This is a genomic window from Enterobacter cloacae complex sp. IR5412 (assembly GCF_049237385.1).
In the GTDB taxonomy this organism is placed as follows: Bacteria; Pseudomonadota; Gammaproteobacteria; order Enterobacterales; family Enterobacteriaceae; genus Enterobacter; species Enterobacter intestinihominis.
The window spans coordinates 99,413-126,113 of the sequence record NZ_JBMKHQ010000006.1 but is presented as its reverse complement, the minus strand read 5'-3'; the positions used below and the strand labels follow the sequence as shown (position 1 = coordinate 126,113).

Below are 26,701 nucleotides of genomic sequence, written 5' to 3'. Positions count from 1 at the left end.
AGAATCTGAGACAACCCTGGACCTGCCTGAGGTCGGAATTTTACCGCAAGCGAAACGGCTGAATTTCCCATGAATAAAGGGCTGAGGGCGCTTTGAATTTTTCTCAATTTTTTGCTACTGCATGGGAGAATTTCGCCTGAATCGGTGTGATTCAGGCGAATATGAAGGAGAAATTACAGTGTAGTACGTAGTGGAATATTCGGCTGAAAATAATGAAATGTAGAGTTAATTAATGAACGTTAATTCATTCATTAAAAATCCCAGTCCTCGTCTTGCGTCTCCACCGCTTTACCCATCACGTACGACGAGCCGGACCCGGAAAAGAAGTCGTGGTTTTCATCGGCGTTGGGCGACAGCGCCGCGAGGATCGCCGGGTTCACTTCCGCCATTTCCGGTGGGAATAACGCTTCGTAGCCCAGGTTCATCAGCGCCTTGTTGGCGTTGTAGCAGAGGAAGGCTTTTACGTCCTCTTCCCAGCCCGTTCCGGCGTACAGCTCCTCGGTATAGCTCAGCTCGTTGTCATACAGATCAATTAGTAAATCGAGGGCAAAACCTTTGAGTTCCTCGCGTTTTTCCGGGGTGACTTTCTCCAGTCCTTTCTGGTACTTATAGCCGATGTAATACCCGTGTACCGCTTCATCGCGGATGATGAGGCGAATCAAATCGGCGGTATTGGTGAGCTTGCCCCGGCTCGACCAGTACATGGGCAGCCAGAAGCCGGAATAGAAGAGAAAAGATTCCAGGAACACGCTGGCGATCTTCTTCTTTAGCGGCTCGTCGGCCCGGTAATATTCCAGCACCAGATCTGCCTTGCGCTGCAATGACGCGCTCTCTTCGCTCCAGGCGTAGGCCGCGTCCACGTCTCTGGTCTGGCACAGGGTGGAGAAAATCGAGCTGTAAGAGCGGGCATGGACCGCCTCCATAAAGCTGATATTCGACATTACCGCCTCTTCGTGCGGGGTCAGCGCATCACTCATCAGCGCGGGCGCACCCACGGTATTCTGAATGGTGTCCAGCAGTGTCAGGCCGGTAAAGACGCGGATTGTCAGCTGCTGCTCGGCATGGCTCAGGGTTTGCCAGGCCGGAATATCGTTGGAGAGCGGCACCTTTTCCGGCAGCCAGAAGTTGCTGGTCAGGCGGTTCCAGACCTCCAGGTCTTTATCATCCTGAATTTTGTTCCAGTTAACGGCACTTACGCGTGACAGTTTCATCCTTTCTCCTTACAGCGCGCAGGACACGCAGCCTTCAATTTCGGTACCTTCCAGCGCGAGCTGGCGCAGGCGAATGTAGTACAGCGTTTTGATGCCTCTCTTCCAGGCGTAGATCTGCGCTTTATTGATATCCCGCGTGGTGGCGGTGTCCGGGAAGAAGAGCGTCAGCGACAGCCCCTGGTCCACATGTCTGGTCGCCTCGGCGTAGGTATCAATGATCTTTTCCGGGCCGATCTCATAGGCGTCCTGGTACAGAGCCAGATTCTCGTTAGTCATAAACGGGGCAGGGTAGTAGACGCGTCCGGTTTTGCCTTCCTTGCGGATTTCAATCTTCGACACGATCGGATGGATGCTCGACGTGGCATGATTTATATAGGAAATGGAACCGGTTGGCGGAACCGCCTGAAGGTTCTGGTTATAGATGCCGTAGTGCATCACATCCTCACGCAGCTGTTGCCACATCTCACGCGTCGGCAGGGTGATGCCGGCGCGGTCGAAAAGCGCGCGTACTTTTTCGGTTTTCGGCTGCCAGTCGCCTTCCAGATACTGGCTGAAATACTCTCCGCTGGCGTAGCGGGACTGCTCAAAGCCTGCGAACCGCTGGTTGCGTTCGCGCGCCAGCATCATCGAGGTATGCAGCGCATGCCAGGTGATGGTATAGAAATAAAGGTTGGTGAAATCCAGCCCTTCCGGGCTGCCGTAGGCGATACCCTCCCGCGCCAGATAGCCGTGCAGGTTCATCTGCCCAAGGCCGATGGCATGCGACGCGGCGTTGCCCGCCTCAATGGACGGTACGCTGCGGATGTGGCTCATGTCCGATACCGCCGTCAGCCCGCGAATGGCGGTCTCTACCGTGCGGCCAAAATCGGGGGAATCCATGGTGTGGGCAATATTCAGCGAACCGAGATTGCAGGAGATATCTTTGCCGATATCCGCGTAGTCGAGGTTCTCGTCGTAACTGGACGCGCTGTTGACCTGCAAAATCTCCGAGCACAGATTGCTCATGTTGATGCGCCCGGCAATCGGGTTGGCGCGGTTCACCGTATCCTCGTACATGATGTACGGGTACCCGGACTCAAACTGAATTTCGGCAAGCGTCTGGAAAAAGTCGCGGGCGTTAATGTATTTCTTACGAATGCGCTCGTCCGTCACCAGTTCGTCATACAGTTCGCTGATGGCCACATCGCCAAAGGCTTTGCCGTAGATACGCTCGACGTCATACGGCGAGAAAAGCGCCATGTCGGCATTTTCTTTGGCCAGCTTAAACGTGATATCCGGGATCACCACGCCGAGCGACAGGGTTTTAATGCGGATCTTTTCGTCGGCGTTTTCACGTTTGGTATCCAGAAAACGCAGAATGTCCGGATGATGCGCGTGCAGATAAACCGCGCCCGCGCCCTGACGTGCGCCAAGCTGGTTAGCGTATGAGAAAGCATCTTCCAGCATCTTCATCACCGGGATGACGCCGGAGGACTGGTTTTCGATGCGCTTGATCGGCGCGCCCGCTTCCCGCAGGTTCGAAAGCAGAAATGCCACGCCGCCGCCGCGTTTCGACAGCTGTAGCGCCGAATTTACCGCACGGCCAATCGACTCCATATTGTCTTCAATACGCAGCAGGAAGCAGGAGACCAGCTCGCCGCGCTGGGCTTTGCCGCAGTTAAGGAACGTTGGCGTGGCGGGCTGGAAGCGACCGGAGAGGATCTCCTCCGTCAGTCTTTCGGCCAGGGCTTCATCGCCCTGCGCCAGCGTCAGGGCTACCATCACCACCCGATCTTCAAAGCTTTCTAAATAGCGTTTGCCGTCGAAGGTTTTCAGGGTGTAGCTGGTGTAATACTTCCACGCGCCGAGAAACGTCTGGAAGCGAAAACCGCTGGCGTGCGCCCGTTCAAACAATGCCACCGCGAAGGCGCGGTCGTAGCGGGTCAGGACGCGCTCTTCGTAATAACCCTCTTTTACCAGCCAGTCGAGACGTTCCTGCTGGCTGCCAAAGACGACGCTGTTCGGGCGTACATGAGCGGCAAAAAAGGCGTCCACCGCCTCACGATCTTTGCCAAACTGAATGCGCCCCTCCCGGTCATAGAGGTTTAGCATGGCGTTTAATGCATGGTAATCCGGCGTCGCCTGAATCACGCGCTCTGCGGTTGTCGTTGCCAAAATTCGTTCACTCCTTTACGCACGTTCTCTACGTCCTGCTGTGTCCCCATCAGTTCAAAACGATAGAGATACGGCACGCCGCATTTTTGAGAGATGACATCCCCGGCGCGGGCAAAGGCCTCGCCGAAGTTACGATTGCCTGCCGCGATCACGCCGCGAATCAGCTGCCGGTTATGGGGATCGTTCAGAAAGCGGATCACCTGACGAGGCACAGCCCCCGCGGTGCCGCCACCGCCATAGCTGGGCACTACCAGAATGTAGGGTTCGTCTACCTGAATACGCTCCCGCTCGTTCAGCGGAATGCGAATCGCGGGCAGCCCGAGACGCTCCATAAACCGAAGCGTGTTTTCCGAGCTGCTGGAAAAGTAGACCAGCCTGCTCATGCACTGACGCCCTGAGCGGCAAGGCGGTTGATCATGTCCGGACGAAAGCCAGACCAGCTGGTGTCGCCGGCAACCACAACCGGAAGCTGACGGAAACCCTGCGCCCGCAGGGTGTCTGCCGCGTCAGGCACCTGATCTATATTGACCATCTCAAATGCCACGCCGCGGCTCTCCATCGCCCGTTTCGTGGCGTGGCACTGAACACAATCGTTACGAGTGTAAATAATAATGCTCATGATTCGTATTTCCATTTAGAATGAGAGAACGGCGCGAGTAAACGCGTCATGTTGTGTCTGTCTTGCTAAAGGGAATACTAGATGTAGTTGAGATAACTTTCAACCACACAAGATATGGGAAATTCAGATTGATAAGGCCCCAATGATGAGCCTGGCGGGGCAGGGCGAACTGCGCGGGTTTTTCAGGCTTTCAGGCAAAGAAAAGCCCCGGCGCCTGAGGCTGCCGGGGCTGAGAACGCGTGCTTACTTACGCAGGCTAAGCAGGGCGCCGACAAAAATCCCGACTGCCGCGACCGTTCCCAGCGTACACAGCGGTTTTTCACGTACGAAGGTGGTGGCGCAGCTGGCCATATCGCAGGCCGCCTGAGTAGTACGTGAGCGGCCATTCATCCTTGCGCGCGTTTCACGCAGCAGAGACTGAGCCTTACGTTTCGCGGCATCTGCTTCGTCCTTCGCGTCAGAGCCCCAGGATTTCAATACGGCTTCCAGCGTGTCCGCTAATTGGCTGACATCGTTACGAATATCCTGGGTGTCGTCGTTAATATCGTTTCGGTTCGGTCTGTTAAACATACGATCCTCCATAATTTGTGTTCCCGTTTAGTTTAGTCCAGAAATGTAATATCTGAAGCGAGTCACGGCTTATCGGGCAGTTTATGGAATATTCTGAAAGCCCTGCTAATGCTGAATACTGTAAGGTTGCCCGGCAGGTATGATAATGAGGAAAAGATATGTATTTACGACCCGATGAGGTGGCGCGCGTTCTTGAAAAAGAAGGGTTCACCATGGATGAGGTAACATCAAAAGCGTACGGATATCGCCGTGGTGAGAATTATGTTTACGTCAACCGTGAAGCAAGAATGGGGCGTACTGCTCTCATTATTCACCCGACACTCAAAGACAGAAGCCTGTCATTTGCTGAGCCCGCCTCGGATATTAAAACCTGCGATCATTATCAGCAATTTCCGCTCTATTTAGGCGGCGAGACGCATGAACATTATGGTATTCCGCACGGTTTCAGCTCGCGTATGGCGCTGGAGCGTTTCCTGAAAGGGCTGTTTGGCGACGTACAATAACTCAGCGACTGGCATGAGCCAGTCGCCTTATCTTACGCTTTTGCCTGACTATAAGGGCTGACTTTAAACAGGCGGCGGCAGTAGTCAAGGAAGTAACCGTACACCGCACCCATCAGCATAGATACCACGATATTTGAACTTACCGCGGCGGCGATTTGATGCCAGTCTGCGCCCACCGTCAGCAAAATAACCACATACACCGGGGACTGGAACGTCACGTAGGCCAGCACGTCCGCCAGGTTTTTTACCCAACCTGCCGGGCTAATACGCCGGGCGAAACGCATCACCGCATCGCGATACATTCCGTACGGCCAGGCAATCATGATATTCACCGGAATGGCCACCAGGCGCGATGAGAGGGACTGCTCAAAGGTCATTCCGGACAGGAAAATTTCAATCAGCATGTTTACGACGGAACAGTAAACGACCATCGCGAACGTATCCGCTACCGCATGGCGCAGGCGAGACTGCGGTGAGAACATGTCTGAACTCCTCGAACAGGACAAAAAAGTGGCGTTTTTACCTGCGGCGTTTAGTGCTTTAGGTTGGTTTGTTTTGAGTGTATAGCGTATCCCTCTGGCTTTTAACTAACAAGTAGTGATTAATTTTTATTTATGGGCGCTTTGTCCATAAAATTCTCTAAAGTTGGCTGTTTTTTGTGCGAGTCGTTATTTTCTTTCCCACTCACCGTTTTATTAAACGAAATCAAACTATTAGCTTATCTGAGCAAGCGTATAACGTTTGTTATTCGGAGGATGCCGGGCGGTTTTTTGAACGGCATTAAACAGGGATTTTTGACCAGGTGCAGGACGGAATATTACGCATTAAAACTGACAGGTAATTCGGGGTTATATTAACGGGATATTCTAAAACATTTACAATAATGTCAAAACGACAGAGTGGGTAGATATCAGAACAAAAATCAATTATTCTGTTGCCTGATTTATGTTATACACACGAAGAAAGGTTTCTCATTATTATGGCTTTAACGTTACAGAATCTTAATAATATCCGTACCCTCCGGGCGCTGGCGCGTGAATTATCCATGGATGTTCTGGAAGAAGTGCTGGAAAAAGTTCGGATTGTCACAGAAGAAAAACGCAGCGAGCAGGCTGAATTAGAGCGCCAGCGCGCTGAACAGCAGGATAAAATTAATGCTCTGCTGGAACTGATGAAGGCAGACGGTATTTCCCCGAGCGATCTGTTAGGCGGAGAACTGGCTCATGCGGGCCAGCCGGCTAAAAAACGTAAAGCGCGTGCGGCGAAATATCGTTTCATCGACGCGAACGGTGAAGAGAAAACGTGGACCGGTCAGGGACGTACGCCAAAGCCAATTGCGAACGCACTGGCAAACGGTAAATCGCTGGACGATTTCCTGATCTGATGATTATTCGGGCGGTGTATTCCGCCCGATTATTGACTTAGCAGACGCCAAAGTCACCTTCTTCGGAGTACAGAACTACGTCCGCCGCTTTCAGGTGATATTTCTCGCCCTGCTCATTGCTGGCCTGCACGGCCACAATGTTTTCACCATTCACTTCGAGCACTTTCAGTTTCGGACCGCCCTGACGCGGTTGGACATAATCACCGACAGAAAACATAGCACCTCCTCATCATTGTCACGATCTTCACCATAGCCCACGTCCGGGGCGGGGTACAGCCTAATCTTTCAGATACCCCTTATCAGGTACGTCGGTTCCACGGCATCACTTTCAGCAGGCGCGCCATACCGCAAAAACCTGTCACTCCGGCGAACAGCAGCCCGGCGCCCACAAAACCGCTTAGCAGGAAAAAGCCGCTGGAGACGCTGTAACCCAGCACCACGCCGCAGAGAATCAGCAGCCCGGCGGCGATCTGCACCTGACGCATCAGCGGAAGCGGCTGCGATTTATCTTCAACGGTCAGCAGCCCGGCCTGCTTCCAGCCCTGAATGCCTCCCTCAACCACAAAGGCGTTCGCAGGGGACGCTGCCCGGGCAAGACGAGCATCATTGTTTGCGGTTCTTGCGCCAGACTGACAGTGGAAAATCACCGTTTCTCCCGGCGCTGCGTTAAGCCCGCCGGGTAACGAATCCAGCGGAATGGAGTGCGCCACTGGAATATGCTCGCGGGCATACTCGTCGGGGTCGCGAATATCGATAAGTTTGGCGCCTTCAGCAATAAGCGCGTTTGCCTGCTGCGGCGAAATAAGAGGAAGAGACATTGTGTTTCCTTACGGTCAATTTCAGAACAGTAGAGCATTTAAGGCAGGGTTTCAGCCAGTGTAAAGAGGGTAAAGGCAGGTAAAAGCGCGAGAGACGAATGGCAGTTACCCGTAAACTGGCTACGCTTAGAGAAGTGTCTTTTATAATTTTCAATTGGTTAGCTTGCACGGAGTTATTTATGGGTTTTTGGCGCGTTGTTTTTACGATTATTCTCCCGCCGCTGGGCGTGCTGCTTGGCAAGGGACTGGGCTGGGCGTTTATCCTGAACATCCTTCTGACCATCCTGGGTTACTTCCCGGGTCTTATCCACGCGTTTTGGGTTCAGACGAAAAGCTAGGTACGCCACAATAGATCACTGTAGATCCGGGTCAGCGCGCCCTCGGGGCCAAACTGCTGTTTGATCCAGCGCGTGACCTGACCGGTCGCCGCATGCTGCGTGGCGAGCAGCATGCGCGAGTCCTGGCGCGGATTATTGATTCGCCGCTTTACCAGCAGCCCGTCCTCCATCGCCTCACGCGTCATATACTCCGGTAAAAATCCAATACCCTCCCCCAGGATCTGACACTGACACTTGGTGTTAAAGTCCGGTACCAGAATCGCCTCCTGACCGTGAAGCAGCCAGCCGACCTTCTTGTTGATGGTATGCGCGGTGTCCTCGACCATGATATTGGGATACAGACGCAGCTGACTTTCGGAAATGGGCTCCGGGGCGAACGCCAGCGGATGCGTGGGCGCGATGGCAAATACCCAGCGGATCGCGCCTATCTCGGTGTAATCGATGCCTCCGCCATCCAGCAGCGTATCCGGCGCGCCAATGGCGATGTTGGCCTGATTATTAATGATGGAATCCCAGACGCCGTTATACACCTCGGTCGTCACCGTGATTTGGCAGGTAGGAAACTGTTTTTTCAGCACCTGGAGCAAACGCGCGGTATGGCGTGGCGTATACAAAAGCTGATTAATGCAGATGCGCACCCGCGTCTCAATGCCCTGCGAAATGGTATCAATCCCGCGCTTGATGGCATGAAAGTCATTCAGCAGGTCGGTCGCTTTACGATAAAAATAAAAACCGGATTCGGTCAGCTCAATGCTGCGCGTGTTGCGTACAAACAGCACCACGTCCAGCCCGGTCTCCATACGTTTGATGGTGTAACTGATGGCGGAAGTGGTCACGCCCAGCTCGGCAGCCGCTTTGCTAAAACTGCCAAAACGTGCCGCGGTGGTGAAGGCCAGCAAATTCTCTTCGGTAAAGATGGAATTCATATTATGGCTCCTGGTTACCATCAGTTTTGAACATATTTTAACACCGGCGTTACATCATAGTTGATGTCGGTCACAGTTCTGGGTTTTTACGTAGAGCCGCGCTGTGTAAGGCTTTTTCATTCATAAGGATAATGCAGCCCGAGGCGCGTAAAAGCGGTAAACCATAAGAAAAAGGTTGCACAGACGCACGTTTTTGCCGGACTGTTGAATTTAACTCAACAATGAATTGCGTGTCGATGAATCATTTTTAAGCGGATTCTTTTATGACCAGGCTGTTGCTATTCTCAGGTCATCAGAAGTGAAACATAGGGAGTCTGAATATGTCTGCAACTGCACTGGTTACAGAATTTTTGCTGGCGGCAGAAGAGGGTAATATCGACGCGCTAAAAGCCTGCCTGGAAAAAGGCGTGGATATTAACGCGACCAACCGCCAGAAAAGAACCGCCATTATTATTGCCAGCCTGAAAAAGCATTACGCCTGTGTGGAATTTTTAATTGCCGCCGGGGCGGATATTGATAAACAGGACCAGACCTGTTTTAACCCCTTCCTGATCGGCTGCCTGACCAATGATTTAACCCTACTGCGCATTGTCCTTCCGGCGGATCCGGATCTCGACCGTCTGACGCGCTTTGGCGGCGTGGGCATTACCCCTGCCAGTGAAAAAGGGCACGTTGAAATCGTGCGCGAGCTGCTGGAAAAAACCGACATTAACGTCAACCACACCAATTTTGTCGGCTGGACGCCGCTGCTGGAGGCCATCGTGTTAAACGACGGCGGCGCAAAGCAGCAGGAAATTGTGAAGCTGCTGCTGGATCACGGCGCGAATCCGCACATGACTGATAAATACGGCAAAACCCCGCTCGAACTGGCGCGGGAAAAAGGCTTCAACGCGATCGCAGACCTGCTGCTGGCGGCAGGCGCATAGCGCATTCGGTCAGCCTTCCCCTGGCTGGCCGTGAATCAAAAAACGCATTGTTACCGACGTGCATTTAGCACGACGGCGGCCCCCTTTTATCTTAAACAGGTGAAAATAATGCCAACCAAAATCGTCATAAAAAAGAATACGTATTTCGATTCGGTTTCCTTAATGTCGGTTTCCACCAAAGCCAATAAATTGCCGGGCATCGAGCAGGCGTTTGTGGCGATGGCGACGGAAATGAACAAAGGGGTATTAAAAAACCTCGGGCTATTAACGCCGGAATTAGCGGACGCGAAAAACGGCGACCTGATGATCGTTATTAAAGGCGACGCGGCGAATGAGGAAACCCTTGCCGCCATTGAAGCGTTATTCACGCGTAAAGAGAGCGCTGGCTCCCATGAAGCACGCTACGCGACGATTGCCAGCGCCAAAACCCATCGTCCGGACAGCAACCTTGCGGTGATATCCGTCAACGGCACCTTCGCCGCCCGCGAAGCGCGCCAGGCGCTGGAAAACGATCTCAACGTGATGCTGTTTTCCGATAATGTGTCGCTCGACGACGAGCTGGCGCTGAAGCAGCTGGCGCATGACAAAGGATTGCTAATGATGGGGCCGGACTGCGGCACCGCCATTATCAACGGCGCGGGGCTGTGCTTTGCCAACGCGGTACGTCGCGGGCCGATTGGCATCGTTGGCGCCTCCGGCACCGGTAGCCAGGAGCTGAGCGTGCGCATTCACGAGTTCGGCGGCGGCGTGTCGCAGCTGATCGGCACCGGCGGGCGCGATCTCAGCGAGAAGATTGGCGGCCTGATGATGCTCGACGCCATCGACATGCTGGAGGCGGACGACGCGACCCGGGTGATAGCGCTCATCTCCAAACCGCCTGCACCCGTGGTGGCAGAGAAGGTGCTGGCCCGGGCACGCGCCTGCCGCAAGCCTGTGGTTGTGTGCTTCCTGGGCCGCAACGAACCGCCAGCCGATGAAGACGGCTTGCAGTTTGCTCGTGGCACCAAAGAGGCGGCCCTGAAAGCGGTGCTGCTTACCGGCATTAAAAAAGACTCTCTGAATTTACATCCGCTCAATTGGCCGCTGATCGAAGAGGTGCGCGCCCGCCTGACGCCGCGGCAGAAGTACATTCGCGGCCTGTTCTGCGGCGGCACCCTGTGCGACGAAGCGATGTTTGCCGCGCTGGAGAAGTTTGACGATGTTTACAGCAACATCCAGCCGGATCCGGCCAGGCGTCTGAAGGACATCAGCGTCAGCCAGGCCCACACCTTCCTTGATTTCGGTGACGACGATTTCACCAACGGCAAACCACACCCGATGATCGACCCGACCAACCGCATCAGCCGCCTGCTACAGGAGGCGCGCGATCCGCAGGTGGGCGTCATCGTGATGGACTTCGTGCTGGGCTTTGGCGCACACGAGGATCCGGTGGGGGTGATGATCGAGGCGATCAAAGAGGCACAGGCAATCGCGAAAGCCGACAACCGTCCGCTGGAAATTCTCGGCTACGTGCTCGGCACCGATCAGGATCCGCAGTCGCTGGCCCAGCAGTGCCAGCTGCTGACCGACGCAGGCGTCATCTGGGCCAGCAGCAGCACCAATACCGGATTACTGGCACGCGAATTTGTCTGCAAAGGGGAGAGAGCATAATGACGACCTTATTCAACCAGCCGCTGAACGTGATTAACGTCGGGATTGCGATGTTCAGCGACGACCTCAAAAAACAGCACGTTCCCGTGACCCAGCTCGACTGGACGCCGCCGGGGCAGGGCAATATGCAGGTGGTGGACGCGCTGGACCGGCTGGCGGAAAAACCGCTGGCGGAGAAAATTGCCGCCGCGAACAACATTGCCCTTGAGCGCATTATTCAGTCCCATCCGGTGCTGGTGGGCTATGACCAGGCCATCAACGTGGTGCCGGGCATGACCCGCACCACCATTCTGCATGCCGGTCCGCCTGTTACCTGGGAAAACATGTGCGGGGCGATGAAGGGCGCGGTTACCGGCGCGCTGGTGTTTGAAGGGCTGGCGACGGATCTGGAGGACGCCGCAAGGCTGGCGGCTTCAGGGAAGATCACCTTCTCGCCGTGCCACGAGCACGACTGTGTGGGCTCTATGGCGGGCGTCACCTCCGCGTCGATGTTTATGCACATCGTTGAGAACAAAACCTACGGCAACCGCGCCTTCACCAACCTCAGCGAGCAGATGGCGAAGATCCTGCGCATGGGGGCCAACGATCAGAGCGTGATCGACCGCCTGAACTGGATGCGCGACGTGCTCGGCCCAATGCTGCGCGACGCGATGAAGATTATCGGCGAAATCGACCTGCGCCTGATGCTGGCCCAGGCGTTGCACATGGGCGACGAGTGCCACAACCGCAACAACGCGGGCACCACGCTGCTTATCCAGGCGCTGACGCCGGGGCTGATCCAGGCGGGCTATCCGGTGACGCAGCAGCGTGAAGTGTTCGAGTTTGTCGCCAGCAGCGACTACTTCTCCGGTCCGACGTGGATGGCAATGTGTAAGGCCGCGCTGGATGCCGCCCACGGCATTGAGTACAGCACCGTCGTCACCACCATGGCGCGCAACGGCTACGAGTTCGGCCTGCGCGTTTCCGGCCTGCCGGGGCAGTGGTTCACCGGCCCGGCGCAGCAGGTGATCGGCCCGATGTTCGCGGGCTATAAGCCGGAAGACTCCGGGCTGGATATCGGCGACAGCGCCATCACCGAAACCTACGGCATCGGCGGCTTTGCGATGGCGACGGCACCGGCAATTGTGGCGCTGGTGGGCGGCACGGTGGAGGAAGCCATCGATTTCTCCCGCCAGATGCGCGAAATCACTCTCGGCGAAAACCCGAACGTCACCATTCCGCTGCTGTCGTTTATGGGCATCCCGTCCGCCATCGACATCACGAAGGTCGCGGGCAGCGGCATTCTGCCGGTCATTAATACCGCCATTGCCCATAAGGACGCCGGTATCGGCATGATTGGGGCGGGCATCGTTCACCCGCCGTTTAGCTGTTTTGAAAAGGCGCTGTTAACCTTCCGCGATCGCTACGTTCTATAAGGTATGCATCCATGAAAAACATGAAACTGGAGTGGAAAAGAGGTGACTGGGCAGCTTATTTCGGGTTGATGACCAACAACCTGACCAATTTGCTGACCATGATGGGGTTGCTCATTTTTGTCGTCGGCATCCCGAAGGAGATTGTTTATGGACGCATCGCGCCAGCCTTCGGGCTGGCGGTGCTGGTGGCGAGTCTTTGCTATACGTGGTTTGGCCTGCAAATGGCGCGCGCCACCGGACGAACGGACGTCACCGCGCTGCCGTCCGGCCCGAGCGCGCCGTCGATTTTTACCGTGACCTTCCTGGTCTTAATGCCGGTTTACCAGCAAACCGGCGATGCGGATTTCGCGATTCAGATTGGCCTGGTGTGGTGCTTTGTGGAAGCGATGATCCTCGCGGGCGGTTCCTTCCTGGGGGAAACCATCCGCAAGATGATCCCGCGTACCGTGCTGCTGTCGTGCCTGTCCGGTCTTGGCCTGCTCCTGCTGGCGATGAACCCGATGTTGCAGGCGTTCGAAGCGCCGACCGTGTCGTTTATCGTCCTGCTGCTGATCTTCATTAACTGGTTCGGTAAAAAGCCGATTTTCGCCCGCATCCCGACCGGCCTGCTGTTGTTGATTGCCGGTACTCTGCTTGCGTGGATCTCCGGACTGCAAAGCCCGGATGCCATTAAAGCGTCCATGTCATCCTTCGGCTTTAACCCGCCGGAAGTGCATGTGGACAGCTTTATGCAGGGGTTGCCGCATGCGCTGCCGTATCTGGCGTCCGCCGTACCGCTGGGGCTGGCGAACTACATCTTTGACCTGGAGAACATCGAAAGCGCCCATGCGGCGGGGGATGAATACCCGACCCGCAAGGTAATGCTGGCGAACGGTCTGGCCTCCATGCTCGGCTGCCTGATGGGCAATCCGTTCCCGGTCACGGTCTACGTCGGCCATCCTGGCTGGAAAGCGATGGGCGCCAGCATCGGCTACACCCTGGCGTCCGGCGTGACCATGTTCATCGTGCCGCTGTTCGGGCTGGGGGCCTTTATGCTCGCCATCATACCGATGACCGCCATCGTGCCGATTCTGGTGTTTATCGGCGTCGTCACCGCCAACCAGGTGGTGAGGGAAACCCCGAAAGTGGAGGTGCCCGTCATCTTCATCTGCCTGTTCCCGTGGATTGCCAACTGGGCGCTGACCATGATGAACAGCGTGATGAGCGCGGCGGGGACCAGCGCGGCGAAAATTGGCACCGACGTGCTGCACAGCAAGGGGATCTACTACGAAGGCCTGATGCATCTCGGCAACGGCGCGCCGCTCGCCAGCATGCTCTGGGGCTGTATCGCCATCTTCGCCATCATCAACAAACCGCTACGGGGGGCCGTCGCCGCCGCAGGAGGCGCGCTGCTGGCGCTGTTTGGCGTGATCCACGCGCCGGTGGTGGGCTTTGCCGAGGGCAGTTCCCTGATGTTCGTCACGGCCTACCTGATGATGGGCGGGATGTTTGTGGTGAAGCATGTTCTCGATATCTCTGTTAATCCCCCTCTCCCAGTGGGAGAGGGCCAGGGTGAGGGCGCCAGAACGCACCTTCTAAAGGAAACAAAATGAAAGAGCTTATGGTCGTTGCCATCGGCGGCAACAGCATTATCAAAGACAACGCCAGCCAGTCGATTGAGCATCAGGCGCAGGCGGTCAAAGCGGTGGCTGAGTCGGTGCTCGAAATGCTGGCCTCGGACTATGACATCGTGCTCACCCACGGCAATGGCCCTCAGGTGGGGCTGGATCTGCGCCGCGCCGAGATCGCCCACGAGCGGGAAGGGCTGCCGCTGACCCCGCTGGCAAACTGCGTGGCAGATACCCAGGGTGGGATCGGCTACCTGATCCAGCAGGCGCTCAACAACCGCCTGGCGGCGCGCGGGGAACAAAAAGCGGTTACGGTCGTCACGCAGGTGGAGGTGGATAAAAATGATCCTGGCTTTACGCACCCGACGAAACCCATCGGCGCGTTCTTCAGCGAGGCGCAGCGCGACGAACTGCAACTTGCGCATCCGGACTGGCATTTTGTCGAGGATTCAGGCCGGGGCTATCGCCGCGTGGTAGCTTCACCGCAGCCGCGGCGCATCGTCGAGGCGGATGCCATCAAGGCGCTGACGCAGAAAGGATTTGTGGTGATCGGCGCGGGCGGCGGAGGCATTCCTGTGGTGCGCAGTGACCAGGGCGATTATCAGAGCGTGGACGCGGTGATAGATAAAGATCTCTCCACCGCGCTGCTGGCGCGCGAGATCGGCGCCGACGTGCTGGTGATCACCACCGGCGTGGAGAAAGTGTGCGTGAACTTCGGCAAGCCGAACCAGCAGGCGCTGGATACCGTCAACGTGGCGCAGATGACGCGCTACAGGGATGAAGGCCACTTCCCGGCGGGCAGCATGCTGCCGAAAATCGTCGCTTCGCTGGAATTTTTACGCCATGGCGGCAGGCGCGTGATCATCACCTCGCCGGACTGCCTGCCCGCAGCGCTGCGCGGTGAAACGGGTACCCACATTGTTAACGAAGGAAGATAAGATGAGTGAGAATAAAAGCCGCCGCGAGTTTATTAGCCAGAGCGGTAAAATGGTTACCGCCTGCGCGCTGTTTGGCGCCACGGGTTCCGTCGCGTATGCTGCCGATTCTGCTAAGGCAACCTGCGTGACGGGTAAACCGATGAACATCACCGCAAAACATTACTATCTCGACAACGTGCTGCTGGAAGCCGGGTTTAACTTCGACGGCAGCGTGGCGACAAGTACCCGCACCGAGCTGAAAACGCTTGAGATCAAAGACGGGAAAATCGTCGCCCTGCGCGATAACAACAGCCACGCCGACGCGGCCCTGCCGCACTTCGACGCGGGCAAAAAGCTGATGCTCCCGGCGATGCGCGACATGCACATACATCTGGACAAAACCTTCTATGGCGGCCCGTGGCGCTCCCTGAACCGTCCGGCGGGTACCACCATTCAGGACATGATCCGCCTGGAGCAGAAGCTGCTGCCGGAATTACAGCCTTACACGCAAGAACGCGCCGAAAAGCTGATCGACCTGATCCAGTCCAAAGGGTCCACCATCGCCCGCAGCCACTGCAACATAGAGCCGGTTTCCGGCCTGAAAAACCTGGAAAATTTGCAGGCGGTACTGGCGCGCCGAAGCCCAGGTTTTGACTGTGAAATCGTTGCCTTCCCGCAGCACGGTCTGCTGCTGTCGAATTCTGAAAAGCTGATGCGCGAGGCGATGCAGGCGGGGGCGCACTACGTGGGCGGGCTGGACCCAACCAGCGTCGACGGCGCGATGGAGAAATCCCTCGACACCATGTTCCAGATTGCGCTGGATTATGACAAAGGGGTGGATATTCACCTGCACGAAACCAGCCCGGCGGGCGTGGCGGCGGTGAACTACATGGTGGAAACCGTGGAGAAAACGCCGGAGCTGAAGGGGAAGCTGACCATCAGCCACGCCTTCGCGCTGGCGACGCTTAACGAACAGCAGGTGGATGAGATCGCCACCCGCATGGCGGCGCAGCAGGTGACCATCGCCTCCACCGTGCCAATTGGCACCCTGCACATGCCGCTGAAGCAGCTGCGTGAAAAAGGCGTGTTTGTCATGACCGGTACCGACAGCGTGATTGACCACTGGTCCCCGTACGGTCTGGGGGACATGCTGGAGAAAGCCAACCTCTACGCCCAGCTCTATATTCGCCCGAACGAACAGACGCTTTCGCGGGCGCTGGGCATCGCCACCGGCGACGTGCTGCCGCTGAACGACAAAGGTGAACGCGTGTGGCCTAAAGCGCAGGACGACGCCAGCTTCGTGCTGGTGGATGCCTCCTGTTCCGCCGAGGCCGTGGCGCGTATCTCTCCGCGTACCGCGACGTTCCACAAGGGGAACCTGGTCTGGGGCTCTGTGGGCTAATGTGGTGCCGGGTGGCGCTGCGCTTACCCGGCCTACGGTTCGGAGATTTTGTAGGTCGGGTAAGGCGAAGCCGCCACCCGACAATGCAGTATACTGCTATGCACATTCTTAAAGAGGGATCTGCCATGGCACAAAACATCTACGACAATCCGGCGTTTTTCGAAGGCTATGCCCAGCTTCCGCGCTCGGTTCAGGGCCTGAACGGCGCGCCGGAGTGGCCCGCGCTCAAGGCAATGCTGCCAGATTTAACCGGTAAAGCGGTTGTCGATCTCGGCTGCGGCTACGGATGGTTCTGTCGCGCAGCGCGCGAGCTGGGCGCGTCTGACGTCACGGGTGTTGATATTTCAGAAAAAATGCTCGCCCGCGCGGCTGAACTGACTGATGACAATCGGATTCACTATCAGCGTAGCGATCTGGAATCTCTGGCGCTGAAAGCGAATAGCCTCGATCTGGTCTACAGCTCGCTGGCGCTGCACTATCTGCCGGAACTGGACGCGTTATTCGCCAGGGTGCAGCGTGCGCTTAGACCCGGCGGCAGCCTGGTCTTCTCGATGGAGCACCCGATTTATACCTGCGCCACCCGTCAGGGCTGGCTCACCGACGACAACGGTGAGCGGTTCTGGGGCGTGAACCATTATCAGGACGAAGGCAAGCGCGTCAGCAACTGGCTGGCAGAGGGGGTAATCAAATACCACCGCACGCTGGGTACCACGCTTAACGCGTTGATCAAGGCCGGATTGACGATAAGCGAAGTCAATGAGTGGGGACCAACGCAGACGCAGGTTGACGCCTGGCCCGCGCTGGCCGAAGAGGCGGAACGCCCGATGCTGGTGCTGATCGCCGCCCGTAAGGCTTAATAGCCGACTTTATATACCCGCCCGCTCTGTACCCCTTCCACGCTGCGGCGGTAGGCCTGCGCAACGGTCGCAGCGGGAACGCTTTCAAAGCCCGGGAAGAAGCCATCATATGCTTCGACGGATTCCGTCAGCACCGTCGGGCTGATCAGGTTAATGCGGATCCCGCGCGGCAGTTCACAGGCCGCGGCGCGCACAAACACTTCCAGCGCCGCGTTTACGGTGGTGGCATTGACGCCCTGAGCAATCGGTTCGTGCGCCACAATCCCGCTTATCAGCGTGATCGAGCCGCCTTCGTTCAGGAAGTGCTGGCCGGTCAGCGCCAGACGAACCTGCCCCAGTAGCTTATCCTGCAAGCCCCGGTTGAACTCGCCGTCGGTCATGGTTGCGAGCGGGCCGAAGTGTACCCCACCGCTGGCGGAGACAATCGCATCCACCGGGCCGATCTTTTCGAACAGCGCCTGTACGCTCGCCTGCGAGGTGATATCCACCTGATGCTCGCCCTGCGTGCGACCCACGCGGATCGTCTCGTGGCGTTGGCTTAACTCTTCTGTGACTGCACGACCGACCGTACCGCTGGCACCAATAATGACGATTTTCATAGCAGACTCCTTATGTTGTGAGTCTTCATTCTTTAATAAATAAAAACTCAGATAAACTGGGCTAACGTTAGAAGATTACTAACCAGAGGTTTGGAATATGGATAAGCTTCGCGGGATGGAGACGTTCATCGCGGTGGTGGAAAGCGGCAGCTTCACCGGCGCGGCGGCCCGGCTGGAGATGTCGGCGGTGATGGTCGGGAAGTATATTGCGCTGCTGGAATCGCAGCTCGGCACGCGGCTACTGGAACGCAACACCCGACGCCAGAGCCTGACCGACGCCGGACGCGTTTATTTCGAAGAGGCCAGGCGCGTGCTGGAGCAGGTCTCCATTGCTGAAAACGCAGTTGAACGTCTGCGAGCCACGCCCGCCGGCACCCTGCGCGTGACGGCACCCACCTCGTTTGGCGGCTGCGTTATCGCGCCTCTGACGGCCACGTTTTTTCAGCGCTACCCGCAAGTGCGCATCGAACTGGATCTCACCAACCGAATGGTGGATCTGGTGGAGGAAGGGGTCGATCTGGCCATTCGCATCGGGGAGATCCGAAATGAGGATCTGGTGGCGAAATATCTCTGTCCCTACAACATGACGATCTGCGCCGCGCCGGAATATCTGGCGCGTCACGGTACGCCGCAAACGCCAGCCGATCTGGTGGATCACCTGTGTCTGTCGCACACGGTATGGACGGCGCGTAACGAGTGGCGGCTGCCCGGTGTGGAAGGCGAGGTGCGCTGGAAGCGTGATGCCGTCTTACGATGCAATGACGGCTACGGCTTACGCATGGCGGCGCGAGCCGGGGCAGGACTATTGCTGCAACCGGAAGTGCTGGTGGCTGAAGAGCTGGCAAACGGCAGGCTGGTTCGGGTTCTGGAAGCGTTTACGCCCGCGCCGAGGCCGGTGCATTTATTGTGGCGCCAGGATTTGCGTCCGCTGCCTAAGCTAACGGAATTTATTGCCCATATTCTGCTAAGATTGGGCACAATATAAAAAAAGAAGGTAAGTAAAGAATGTCTGCAAACAAACTCGCCAGCAGCGCGCAGGGCCTGCAATCCTCTGCCATCCGTGAATTATTAAAACATAGCAAAATGGCAGGCGTGATTTCGCTGGGGGGCGGTATTCCAAACCCGGATCTGTTCGATCATGAAGGTTTAAAAATTGCCGCTGATGCCGTGCTGTCTCAGCATTTTGGCGAAGCGTTCCAGTACGGCCTGACGGAAGGCGTCCCGGGGCTGCGCGAAGAGATCCAACGCATCTGTGAAGGTCGCGGCATCGCCTGTAAAGCCGATGACGTGGTCATTACATCCGGCTCTCAACAGTCGCTTGACGTGCTGGCGCGTGCGTTAATTAACCCGGGCGATACGGTCGTCGTTGAGCGTCCGACCTACCTCGCTGCGTTGCAGGTCTTTGGCCTGGCACAGGCGAATTTTGAATCCGTCGGCACCGACGGCGACGGCATGAAAGTAGATGAACTTGAAGCGCTGGTGGCAACCAAAACCATCAAAGCGGTTTATATCGTGCCAACCTTTGGTAACCCGGGCGGCGTGACGCTCTCCGAGGCGCGTCGTAAACAGCTGGTGGAATTATCGAAGCGCTATGACTTCGTGATTATCGAAGACGATCCGTACAGCGAAATCAACTATACCGAGGAAGCGTTCCGCCCGCTGATTGCTCATGCCAAAGATATCGGCAATGAGGATAACGTGGTGTACACCTCCACCTTCTCTAAAATCCTCGCGCCGGGCACCCGCGTGGGCTGGGTGCTGGTGCCGGAGTGGCTGAAGCGTGCGGTGGTGAACCTCAAGCAAACCACCGATCTGCACACCAGCACGCTGTCGCAGCTGATGACGTACGAATATCTGAAAACCGGTCGTCTGGCGAATCAGATTAAAATGATCCGCGAAGCCTATCGCCAGAAATACCAGACCTTTGCCAGTGAACTGGAAGCGGAGCTAGGCGATGTGATGTCGTTCCACAAGCCAAAGGGCGGCATGTTCCTGTGGGCGAAAATGAATAACGGCATCAATACGACGAAATGGCTGGAAAAAACGTTGAGCAACGGCGTCGTGTTTGTGCCGGGTGAGTTCTTCTACTGCAACGAGCCGGACCACACCACGCTGCGCATGTCTTTCGTTACCCCAACGGATGAGCAGCTTAAAGAAGCGGTTCGACGTCTGAAAATTTCCCTGTAAGCGGATGCGCATAATGGCAGATGCCGTTATGCGCTGTTCCCGTGTAGGGTAAGGTTATTGCATGGCGTGGGCGAGGGTGCGGTCAAATGCATCGCCGTCTGGCGCCTGTGTGACTTCATGGATCCGACAAATTTTCCCCTCGCGCAGCGTGGCAAACATATACACCTCTAATTCTGCCTGGCGACCATCCGGATATGTCACAGCCACTCTGTGCCGGTCTGCCACACATTCGTTATGGCAACATAACGCTTCCACGGTAAACGTAATCTCGCGGATCTGCGCACGCACATGGTTCAGGTGTTTCATAAATCCCTGATAATCAAGCATGTGACCGTCCGTAACCTGCTGGTAATCGGGCGTAAACACCTCTGCCGGATCTACATTGCCATTGAATAAGCGGGTTAACAGACAGGCCATTTGCTCGCGCTGCGCGGTGTTGTCGGGCTGGTTTATCAGGGATGTAATGATGGTCATGTTAGCTCCTCGTGATGTTGAGCCGCTATTATCCTTGACAGCATAAGGCGTAGTTTCTGTAATAAGTCGAAGAATAACGATTTTCGGTCAAATTCATGCTGACAACTGAGAGGCTTGTTCATCCCGGCGGCTATCACACCCCGTGGCACAGCCATCATGCCGGCCAGCTCTGGCGCATTGCTGCGGGGCTGCTGGTGATTGAGACGCCGCTGGGGCGTTCGGTGGTACCCGCAAAACATATCGGCTGGATCCCGCCTGGTCAGCAGCACGCTGCCTTTTCGGAAAGCGCGATTGAAGGTTGCGCTGTCTATCTTGACCCTGCCCATTGTGAAGGGCTTCCGGAAAAGGCCACGCTTTTCGAGTCGGACGATTTTACCGATGCACTGTTTTCCCGTTTAAGCGTTGCCGGGAGTGAATACGATCCCCGAAAGCTCATCCTGCTGCTGGAGGAGTTGGCTCTGGCGTCTCAGGTCCGCTTTTATCTGCCCGTACCGACCGATCCCCGGCTGAAAAATGTGGTCAGGAAACTGCTGCAATCCGTCGATGATAATCAGACGGTGGAAAGCCATGCCAGCCGTGCCGGGATGAGCGTACGTACATTCAACCGGCGGTTTAGCGCGGAGACGGGGATGAACTTCGTCAACTGGCGCCAGCTGGCGCGCGTCATGCAGGCGATGGAGTGGCTGGCGGCGGGGAAGCCGGTGGGGTGGATTGCGCTCTCGTGCGGATACAGCAGCGTCAGCGCATTTATTGAAGTTTTCAGAACGTGGACCGGTAAAACGCCGGGGCAGTGGGCGATTAAAGAAGGCCCTTTTGCGCAAAGGTAATGCGCGTGGCCTCGTTGAGATCCAGCTCTCTTAACGATTCCGGATAAACCCAGGCGATCTCCTGAAACTCGTCGTTAAACGTAACATCCCGATTGGCGCTGATGCAGTCGAAGATCAGATAAATCATATAAATTTCCTCGGTGGTACCATCGGCGTAAGTTTTGACCCTGATGTCATCGCGAAAAGCCCAGGGCTTGACGTCGATAATGTCCAGCGCGTCGCCCAGCTCCTCACGGACTTCACGGCGCAGCGCCTGTTCCATGGTTTCGCCTGGTTCCATTCCACCACCGCAGAGTGCCCACTGACCGGGGAATACACCGCGATCGTCGGCCATTTTACATAGCAGGTAGGCTCCGTCATTCTGGATGATGGGGCAGACAATGGTTCGTTGGCGCATGATTTCTTCCTGAAAAATGAATTTGGGCTACTATAGCAGATTGGTGATGGAGATCATGTTAGGTGTGTTGGATCCTCATCACTCGGAACGGCGGTGTAGGCCGGGTAAGGCGAAGCCGCCACCCGGCGTTTGACTACCGCTCCCTCAGCGCCTCCTTCGCCCGGTTAAACGGCTTAATCAGATAATCCAGCACCGTTTTCTCCCCGGTCTTAATATCCACCGTCGCAATCATCCCCGGCACAATCGAAAAGTGCCTGCCCGCCTTGTTCACCAGATAATCCTGGCTGGTGCGAATGAATACACGGTAGTAGAACACCTCCGGCTTCGCTTCGTCCTGAATGGTGTCCGGCGAAATGGTCTCCACCACTCCGTGCAGCCCGCCGTAAATCGCGTAATCGTAGGCGGTGATTTTCACCAGCGCCTCCTGATTAGGATGGATAAAGGCGATATCCCGGGGCGAGAGACGGGTTTCAATCAGCAGGTGATCGTCCACCGGCACAATCTCCATTAACTCGCCGTTGGGCGGTATGACGCCGCCGATGGTGGTCACCTTGATGTTTTTCACGATCCCGCGCACCGGCGACTTCACCGTCAGGCGGGTAACGGAATCCTCGCGGCCTTTCAGGATCGCTGACACCATATCCACCTCGGCGTTGGCCTTCGACAGCGCTTCACGGGCCTGCACGTAATACTGGGAACGCACGTCGGTGAGCTTCAGCTCCAGGTCGCTTTTCTGCCGTTGCAGGCGCAGCACTTCCACGTGGCTGGCGGCACCGGTTTTCACCAGCCGTTGAGTGATCGCCAGTTCTTTATTGGCGAGCGCTAACGCGGAGCGAAGTTCACGCTGCGTATCCTCCAGCTGGGCGCGGCGAGAGTTGTAAAGCCGCGTTTCTGCGGCGGTCAGGTCGGTCCATTTCGCCAGGGAAGGCGGGAATTTCAGCGGGAGATCGTTCACCTCGGCGTACAGGCGCACGCTGGAGGCCAGCGACGCGCGGTAACGCGCCGCGCTTTCGCCGACGTTAGATTCCGAGCGGGTAGGATCCAGCCGCGCCAGCACCTGTCCGGCCTGCACCTGATCCCCTTCGTGTACGTTCAGCTCGGTGAGGATCCCCCCATCCAGCGACTGCAATACCTGCTCGCGTGAACTGGGGATCACTTTTCCGGTGCCGGTTGAGACTTCATCCAGCACCCCGAACCACGCCCAGACGCCGAGCACCACAAACATCAGCAGGGAGAAGAAAACGATGCGCCGGGCACCGGTATAACCGCTTTCGGAGTCGAGCGCGTTATCCAGATCTTCTACTGCGGCAACGTCACGCTGATTGATTTTCATTGTTCCACTCCCGTCCGGTTGCCTGCTGCTGTTGCTGCATACGGCTGTTGTTCAGCGCCTGCGCTTTTGGCGCGTCCATCACCAGCATGCCATCTTTGAGTACTACCACGCGCTCCACCAGCTCCAGTACCGGCACGCGGTGGGTCGCGACAACCAGCGTGCGGTTGCCGAGCCACGCCCCGAGACGTTGAATAAATTCCCGCTCGGTATGTTCATCAAGGGAGGCGGTCGGTTCATCCATCAGCACGATATTCGGGTCGCGCAGCAGCATCCGCGCCAGCAGAATAGACTGCCGCTGCCCGCCGGACAGCCCGACGCCGTTCTCCATAATCGGGTAATCCAGCCCCTTTGGCAGCTTCTGCACAAAGCTGGCCGCGCCGCACATCTCCAGCACCTCGAAGATCTCTTCATCGGTGGCGCGCGGCATGCCGAGCGTGATGTTCTCGCGCAGGGTGCCGTAAAACAGCCGGGCGTTTTGGGTCATAAAGCCGACGTTTCTCCGCACGTCAGCCACGTCCAGATGCGGCAGGCTGAGGTTGTCGAGCCGCAGTTCACCGCCCGCCAGATCCATCCCGCCCGCCATCGCCTGCAACAGGGTTGATTTGCCCGCGCCGTTGCGCCCGAGGATCGCCACTTTTTCGCCCGCTTTGATCTCCAGGCGGTTAATGCGCAGCGCCATGCGCGGATCTTCCGGGTGATAGCGGAACTGCGCCTGCTCGAAAAGATAGTGGCCGCGCAGCACGTCCTGGCGGATCGGCGTCTCTTCGCGCTGGTTCTCGGTCGGCAGTTGCATAATGCTGTCCAGTCCCTCTTTGGCCGCCTTCACCTGCTGCCAGCGGGCCAGCACGCCGCACAGCGTCGCCATCGGGGCGATCATCCGTGAGGCGAGCATCGAGGCGGCCACCACCGAACCGGTGGTTAAGGTGCCGTCGATCACCATCGGCGCGCCCACCACGATCACCCCGGCATAGACCAGGCTCTGAATGGTCATCCCCCAGCTGATCAGGTTCTGCGTCAGTTCGCGGGTGCGCAGGCCGGATTCGGCGGTGATCTGGATATAGCTGTTCCACTGCTGCAAAAAGCGGTTCTCCGCCTGCATCAGCTTGATGTCCTCCAGCCCCTGCACGCTCTCCACCAGCACCGCGTTGCGCAGGGTAGATTCATGCGCCGACTGCTTCGCCAGCTCCGCCAGCTTCTTTTGCAGCAGCAGGCCAGGCAGGACCATGATCACCGCCGCCACCGGGGCGATCCACGCCAGCTGCGGGGCGATGATCGCCAGCACAATCACAAACAGGATAAAGAACGGCAGATCGACGATGGTGGAAATGGTGGAGGAGGTGACCATCTCGCGGATCTGCTCCAGCTCGCGCAGCTGGGAGATAAAGCTGCCGGTGGAGCGCGGAATGGCGCTGTGGCGTAGCCGCAGCGCGTGGCCGAAGACCCGATCCGAGACGCGCATATCCGAGCGTTTGCCCAGCAGATCCATAATGTGCCCGCGCGCCACGCGCAGCACAAAACCAAACAGCGTGGCGATCAGTACCCCAATAGTCAGTACGTAGAGTGTCGGGTAGGACTGGGCGGGGATCACCCGGTCATACACCTGCATGGAAAAGACAATGCCGGAGAGGGAGAGCACGTTGATAAACAGCGCCGCCAGCATCACCCAGCTGTAAGGGCGAAGGTCGCGCATCACCAGCCGGTAGAGCCAGTCCGGGCGGTATTTTGAGATATAGGCGTCCACGCGGCTGTCCTTCAGCGCCGCCAGCGGACGCAGGGCGATGACGTGGCGGATGGCGGGCAGCATCGCGCTCATCGACAGGCGGTTGGTATGCGTGTTGTCGTCGAAAAAGCTGACCTCAAGCGTATCCTCGCCGTCGAAATTGTCGATCACGCCGATTTTACCGTCGTTTAGCTCTACCACCACCGGCAGACGCCAGCTGTTGATGGCGTGCTGATCGGCCGTCAGCAGCTGGAACGTCAGCCCGGCTTCACGGGCGAGCTGCGTCAGCGCGGGCACCATCGGTTTGCCTTTCAGCCACGGCGCGCCCGCGATCAGCGAGCCTGGCGAGCAGGCAACGCGATAGCGCGTCGCCACATAGCCAAACGCCTGCGCCCACTGCTCCAGCGCCTCATCCGTCATGTTTTCACCCTGCGGAATATCGCGTTGCTTCATGGCTGGATCTCCACGGTCTGGATGGTGCGGTTTTCAAGATCGAACGCCTGACGTATGCGCCCGGTTTGGTAGAGACAGTTCAGCTGAAGCTGGCGGAGCTGTCCGGCGGTTTGCTGCTGGGTAAAGCGCGCCTGATACACCTCCTGCTCGGCGTTGAGCACGTCGAGCAGCGGGCGGGAACCAAGATCGAGATACTGCTGCTGATACAGCTCGCGGGTACGGGCGCTGAGCGCTTCCTGGCGGCCCTGGATCTGAAGCGTGCTCATCAGGCTCATCACCTGGCTGCGCGCTTCCAGCAGTTTTTGCCGCACCTCAAGACGGGTGCGCTGAATGGTGGACTGGGCCGATTCCACCGCGTGTCCGGCGGCGTTACGCCGGGCGGTGAGGCCGCCGCCCTGATAGAGCGGCATCTGCACTTTTACCCACGCGGAGTACTGGGTGCGGTCCCGCGTTTCGTTGCCTGAGTAGCGGTCGTTAAGATAGTGGCGGACTTCCGGCTCCAGCGAGACGGTAGGGGTCATCTGCGCGTTGGCATAGTCGAGATTGGCCTGCGCGACGTTGGCCTGCGCCCAGGCCGCTAATACCGAGGGCACCAGACGATCGTCCGGCTCGGCAATATCGCAGCTGCGGGCCAGACTTTGCGGAAATTCATTGCTGACCGCGTTCAGGCCGTCCCAGCCCAGCATGCTCATCAGCGTGGCGCGTGAGCTGTCGAGGCTGGCCTGATACTGCATCAGCTGCGCTCGCGCGCCTTCGATACGGGCATCGGTCTGCACCACGTCAGAGAGCGACGTGGCGCCTTCGTCATTACGCAGCTTCGTCAGTGTGCCGATGGAGGTCAGGGCGTCCAGCTGTTCTTTAGCGGTCTCGACCATCTGCTGCCAGGTCTGCACCTGCACCATAGCGATGGCGGTATCGTGGGCGATAGTGTCGATGCTCACCAGCACGTTGGCCTGCTGCTGGGCGACGCCCGCGTTTTCGGCGCGCACCTGGCTTGCGACTTTGCCGAAGTCGTAAAGCATTTGCGAAAGAGAAAGCACCAGCGAGGGGGTAAAGCCATTATCGTCGCCGTCGTGGCTATAGCCGTTATCCATGCCGGCGTTAATTTGCGGATAATATTTCGATTTGGCGACGTCCACATTTTCGCTCTGCTGATAGAGTTTGCCGACGGCTTCACTGATGGCCGGATGCCAGGTCACGGCGCGGTTTACGGCTTCATCCAGCTGTAGCGTGCCGGGGGCGGCTTTGCTGGCTACGGGCGCCACGCGGCCATTTAAAGAGGGGAGTTCCTGCGTTTCGCTTAATTGTCCGGTATTAATCATCGCCGCAGGGTTTGCCGCGATAGCGGGCACAGATATCAGGCAGCACGAGAGCCACCAGTAAGGCATCTTCTTTCCCATGTCTTGTCCCTAAT

General features: G+C 57.3%; 28 protein-coding genes. 13 read left to right on the top strand and 15 right to left on the bottom strand.

Going from position 1 to position 26,701, the window contains the following annotated elements; translation table 11 throughout:
- Positions 1–251: 251 nt before the first annotated feature.
- From nrdF to ACOTX2_RS12990, 5 genes are all read right to left on the bottom strand, one after another.
- On the bottom strand, positions 252–1,211 hold the full coding sequence (gene nrdF / locus ACOTX2_RS13010; protein WP_063147469.1) for a class 1b ribonucleoside-diphosphate reductase subunit beta: 960 nt from the start codon (positions 1,209–1,211) through the stop codon (positions 252–254).
- A gap of 9 nt (positions 1,212–1,220) precedes the next feature.
- The gene (gene nrdE / locus ACOTX2_RS13005; RefSeq protein ID WP_045308451.1) at positions 1,221–3,365 is read right to left on the bottom strand and encodes a class 1b ribonucleoside-diphosphate reductase subunit alpha; all 2,145 of its coding nucleotides are present in this window, start codon (positions 3,363–3,365) and stop codon (positions 1,221–1,223) included.
- Positions 3,338–3,748 carry a class Ib ribonucleoside-diphosphate reductase assembly flavoprotein NrdI gene (nrdI, locus tag ACOTX2_RS13000; RefSeq protein ID WP_022649128.1) on the bottom strand — a complete coding sequence of 137 codons (411 nt, stop codon included), beginning with the start codon at positions 3,746–3,748 and terminating at the stop codon, positions 3,338–3,340. The genes nrdE and nrdI overlap by 28 nt, the downstream gene beginning before the upstream one ends.
- Entirely contained in the window at positions 3,745–3,984 is a 240-nt protein-coding gene (nrdH, locus tag ACOTX2_RS12995; RefSeq protein ID WP_017382770.1) for a glutaredoxin-like protein NrdH, read from the bottom strand. Before nrdH ends, nrdI begins: the two co-directional genes overlap by 4 nt.
- 243 nt (positions 3,985–4,227) lie before the next feature.
- On the bottom strand, positions 4,228–4,554 hold the full coding sequence (locus ACOTX2_RS12990) for a DUF883 domain-containing protein (RefSeq protein WP_017382769.1): 327 nt from the start codon (positions 4,552–4,554) through the stop codon (positions 4,228–4,230).
- Positions 4,555–4,712: 158 nt separating this feature from the next.
- On the opposite strand from ACOTX2_RS12990, the gene ACOTX2_RS12985 reads away from it, so the two are divergent.
- Positions 4,713–5,057, top strand: coding sequence for a DUF2002 family protein (locus tag ACOTX2_RS12985; RefSeq protein ID WP_006811693.1), 345 nt, complete (start codon positions 4,713–4,715; stop codon positions 5,055–5,057).
- A gap of 32 nt (positions 5,058–5,089) precedes the next feature.
- Here ACOTX2_RS12985 and alaE read toward each other — a convergent pair whose 3' ends face one another.
- On the bottom strand, positions 5,090–5,539 hold the full coding sequence (gene alaE / locus ACOTX2_RS12980) for an L-alanine exporter AlaE (protein WP_022649127.1): 450 nt from the start codon (positions 5,537–5,539) through the stop codon (positions 5,090–5,092).
- Between the two features lie 497 nt (positions 5,540–6,036).
- Here alaE and stpA point away from each other — a divergent pair, with 497 nt between their 5' ends.
- Positions 6,037–6,441, top strand: a complete 405-nt coding sequence (gene stpA / locus ACOTX2_RS12975) for a DNA-binding protein StpA (RefSeq protein ID WP_022649126.1) — start codon at positions 6,037–6,039, stop codon at positions 6,439–6,441.
- Between the two features lie 37 nt (positions 6,442–6,478).
- Here stpA and ACOTX2_RS12970 read toward each other — a convergent pair whose 3' ends face one another.
- The gene (locus ACOTX2_RS12970) at positions 6,479–6,658 is read right to left on the bottom strand and encodes a hypothetical protein (RefSeq protein WP_006811690.1); all 180 of its coding nucleotides are present in this window, start codon (positions 6,656–6,658) and stop codon (positions 6,479–6,481) included.
- An 82-nt stretch (positions 6,659–6,740) separates the two neighbouring features.
- Entirely contained in the window at positions 6,741–7,259 is a 519-nt protein-coding gene (locus tag ACOTX2_RS12965; protein ID WP_032625926.1) for a rhodanese family protein, read from the bottom strand.
- A 179-nt stretch (positions 7,260–7,438) separates the two neighbouring features.
- Here ACOTX2_RS12965 and ACOTX2_RS12960 point away from each other — a divergent pair, with 179 nt between their 5' ends.
- A complete protein-coding gene (locus ACOTX2_RS12960; RefSeq protein ID WP_003862203.1) occupies positions 7,439–7,597 on the top strand; it encodes a YqaE/Pmp3 family membrane protein in 159 nt (52 codons plus the stop codon).
- Here ACOTX2_RS12960 and ACOTX2_RS12955 read toward each other — a convergent pair.
- Positions 7,594–8,523, bottom strand: coding sequence for a LysR substrate-binding domain-containing protein (locus ACOTX2_RS12955; protein ID WP_022649124.1), 930 nt, complete (start codon positions 8,521–8,523; stop codon positions 7,594–7,596). The two genes, ACOTX2_RS12960 and ACOTX2_RS12955, sit on opposite strands and share 4 nt — an antisense overlap.
- Positions 8,524–8,843: 320 nt before the next feature.
- On the opposite strand from ACOTX2_RS12955, the gene ACOTX2_RS12950 reads away from it, so the two are divergent.
- From ACOTX2_RS12950 to ACOTX2_RS12920, 7 genes are all read left to right on the top strand, one after another.
- Entirely contained in the window at positions 8,844–9,449 is a 606-nt protein-coding gene (locus ACOTX2_RS12950) for an ankyrin repeat domain-containing protein (protein WP_022649123.1), read from the top strand.
- Positions 9,450–9,557: 108 nt separating this feature from the next.
- Positions 9,558–11,099 carry an acyl-CoA synthetase FdrA gene (fdrA, locus tag ACOTX2_RS12945; RefSeq protein ID WP_063147472.1) on the top strand — a complete coding sequence of 514 codons (1,542 nt, stop codon included), beginning with the start codon at positions 9,558–9,560 and terminating at the stop codon, positions 11,097–11,099.
- A complete protein-coding gene (locus tag ACOTX2_RS12940) occupies positions 11,099–12,514 on the top strand; it encodes a DUF1116 domain-containing protein (RefSeq protein ID WP_048965960.1) in 1,416 nt (471 codons plus the stop codon). The genes fdrA and ACOTX2_RS12940 overlap by 1 nt, the downstream gene beginning before the upstream one ends.
- A gap of 11 nt (positions 12,515–12,525) precedes the next feature.
- The gene (locus ACOTX2_RS12935) at positions 12,526–14,106 is read left to right on the top strand and encodes a hypothetical protein (RefSeq protein ID WP_022649120.1); all 1,581 of its coding nucleotides are present in this window, start codon (positions 12,526–12,528) and stop codon (positions 14,104–14,106) included.
- The gene (locus ACOTX2_RS12930; RefSeq protein ID WP_058646221.1) at positions 14,103–15,059 is read left to right on the top strand and encodes a carbamate kinase family protein; all 957 of its coding nucleotides are present in this window, start codon (positions 14,103–14,105) and stop codon (positions 15,057–15,059) included. The genes ACOTX2_RS12935 and ACOTX2_RS12930 overlap by 4 nt, the downstream gene beginning before the upstream one ends.
- A 1-nt stretch (position 15,060) precedes the next feature.
- A complete protein-coding gene (locus tag ACOTX2_RS12925) occupies positions 15,061–16,440 on the top strand; it encodes an amidohydrolase family protein (RefSeq protein WP_063147473.1) in 1,380 nt (459 codons plus the stop codon).
- 125 nt (positions 16,441–16,565) lie between these two features.
- A complete protein-coding gene (locus tag ACOTX2_RS12920; RefSeq protein WP_063147487.1) occupies positions 16,566–17,297 on the top strand; it encodes a class I SAM-dependent methyltransferase in 732 nt (243 codons plus the stop codon).
- Here ACOTX2_RS12920 and ACOTX2_RS12915 read toward each other — a convergent pair.
- Positions 17,294–17,896 (bottom strand): short chain dehydrogenase, encoded by a 603-nt coding sequence (locus tag ACOTX2_RS12915; protein WP_063147474.1) that lies wholly within the window; start codon positions 17,894–17,896, stop codon positions 17,294–17,296. The genes ACOTX2_RS12920 and ACOTX2_RS12915 overlap by 4 nt on opposite strands.
- Before the next feature lie 97 nt (positions 17,897–17,993).
- Between ACOTX2_RS12915 and ACOTX2_RS12910 the strand changes: the two genes are divergently transcribed.
- Both ACOTX2_RS12910 and ACOTX2_RS12905 read left to right on the top strand, forming a co-directional pair.
- Positions 17,994–18,881, top strand: a complete 888-nt coding sequence (locus tag ACOTX2_RS12910; RefSeq protein WP_100148755.1) for a LysR substrate-binding domain-containing protein — start codon at positions 17,994–17,996, stop codon at positions 18,879–18,881.
- A gap of 20 nt (positions 18,882–18,901) precedes the next feature.
- Positions 18,902–20,083 carry a PLP-dependent aminotransferase family protein gene (locus ACOTX2_RS12905; protein ID WP_022649114.1) on the top strand — a complete coding sequence of 394 codons (1,182 nt, stop codon included), beginning with the start codon at positions 18,902–18,904 and terminating at the stop codon, positions 20,081–20,083.
- A 54-nt stretch (positions 20,084–20,137) separates the two neighbouring features.
- Here ACOTX2_RS12905 and ACOTX2_RS12900 read toward each other — a convergent pair whose 3' ends face one another.
- Positions 20,138–20,557 carry a nuclear transport factor 2 family protein gene (locus ACOTX2_RS12900; protein ID WP_022649113.1) on the bottom strand — a complete coding sequence of 140 codons (420 nt, stop codon included), beginning with the start codon at positions 20,555–20,557 and terminating at the stop codon, positions 20,138–20,140.
- A gap of 95 nt (positions 20,558–20,652) precedes the next feature.
- On the opposite strand from ACOTX2_RS12900, the gene ACOTX2_RS12895 reads away from it, so the two are divergent.
- Entirely contained in the window at positions 20,653–21,384 is a 732-nt protein-coding gene (locus tag ACOTX2_RS12895; RefSeq protein ID WP_063147475.1) for a helix-turn-helix domain-containing protein, read from the top strand.
- On the opposite strand, the gene nudI is transcribed toward ACOTX2_RS12895, so the two are convergent.
- The 4 genes from nudI to ACOTX2_RS12875 all read right to left on the bottom strand — a co-directional run bounded on the left by nudI (position 21,356) and on the right by ACOTX2_RS12875 (position 26,687).
- Complete coding sequence (gene nudI, locus ACOTX2_RS12890; RefSeq protein ID WP_022649111.1) at positions 21,356–21,781, bottom strand: nucleoside triphosphatase NudI; 426 nt, start codon at positions 21,779–21,781, stop codon at positions 21,356–21,358. The genes ACOTX2_RS12895 and nudI overlap by 29 nt on opposite strands.
- Before the next feature lie 133 nt (positions 21,782–21,914).
- Entirely contained in the window at positions 21,915–23,114 is a 1,200-nt protein-coding gene (locus ACOTX2_RS12885; RefSeq protein WP_022649110.1) for an HlyD family efflux transporter periplasmic adaptor subunit, read from the bottom strand.
- Positions 23,095–25,287, bottom strand: coding sequence for a type I secretion system permease/ATPase (locus tag ACOTX2_RS12880; RefSeq protein ID WP_023306789.1), 2,193 nt, complete (start codon positions 25,285–25,287; stop codon positions 23,095–23,097). The genes ACOTX2_RS12885 and ACOTX2_RS12880 overlap by 20 nt, the downstream gene beginning before the upstream one ends.
- On the bottom strand, positions 25,284–26,687 hold the full coding sequence (locus tag ACOTX2_RS12875) for a TolC family outer membrane protein (protein WP_022649108.1): 1,404 nt from the start codon (positions 26,685–26,687) through the stop codon (positions 25,284–25,286). Before ACOTX2_RS12875 ends, ACOTX2_RS12880 begins: the two co-directional genes overlap by 4 nt.
- Positions 26,688–26,701: the final 14 nt, after the last annotated feature.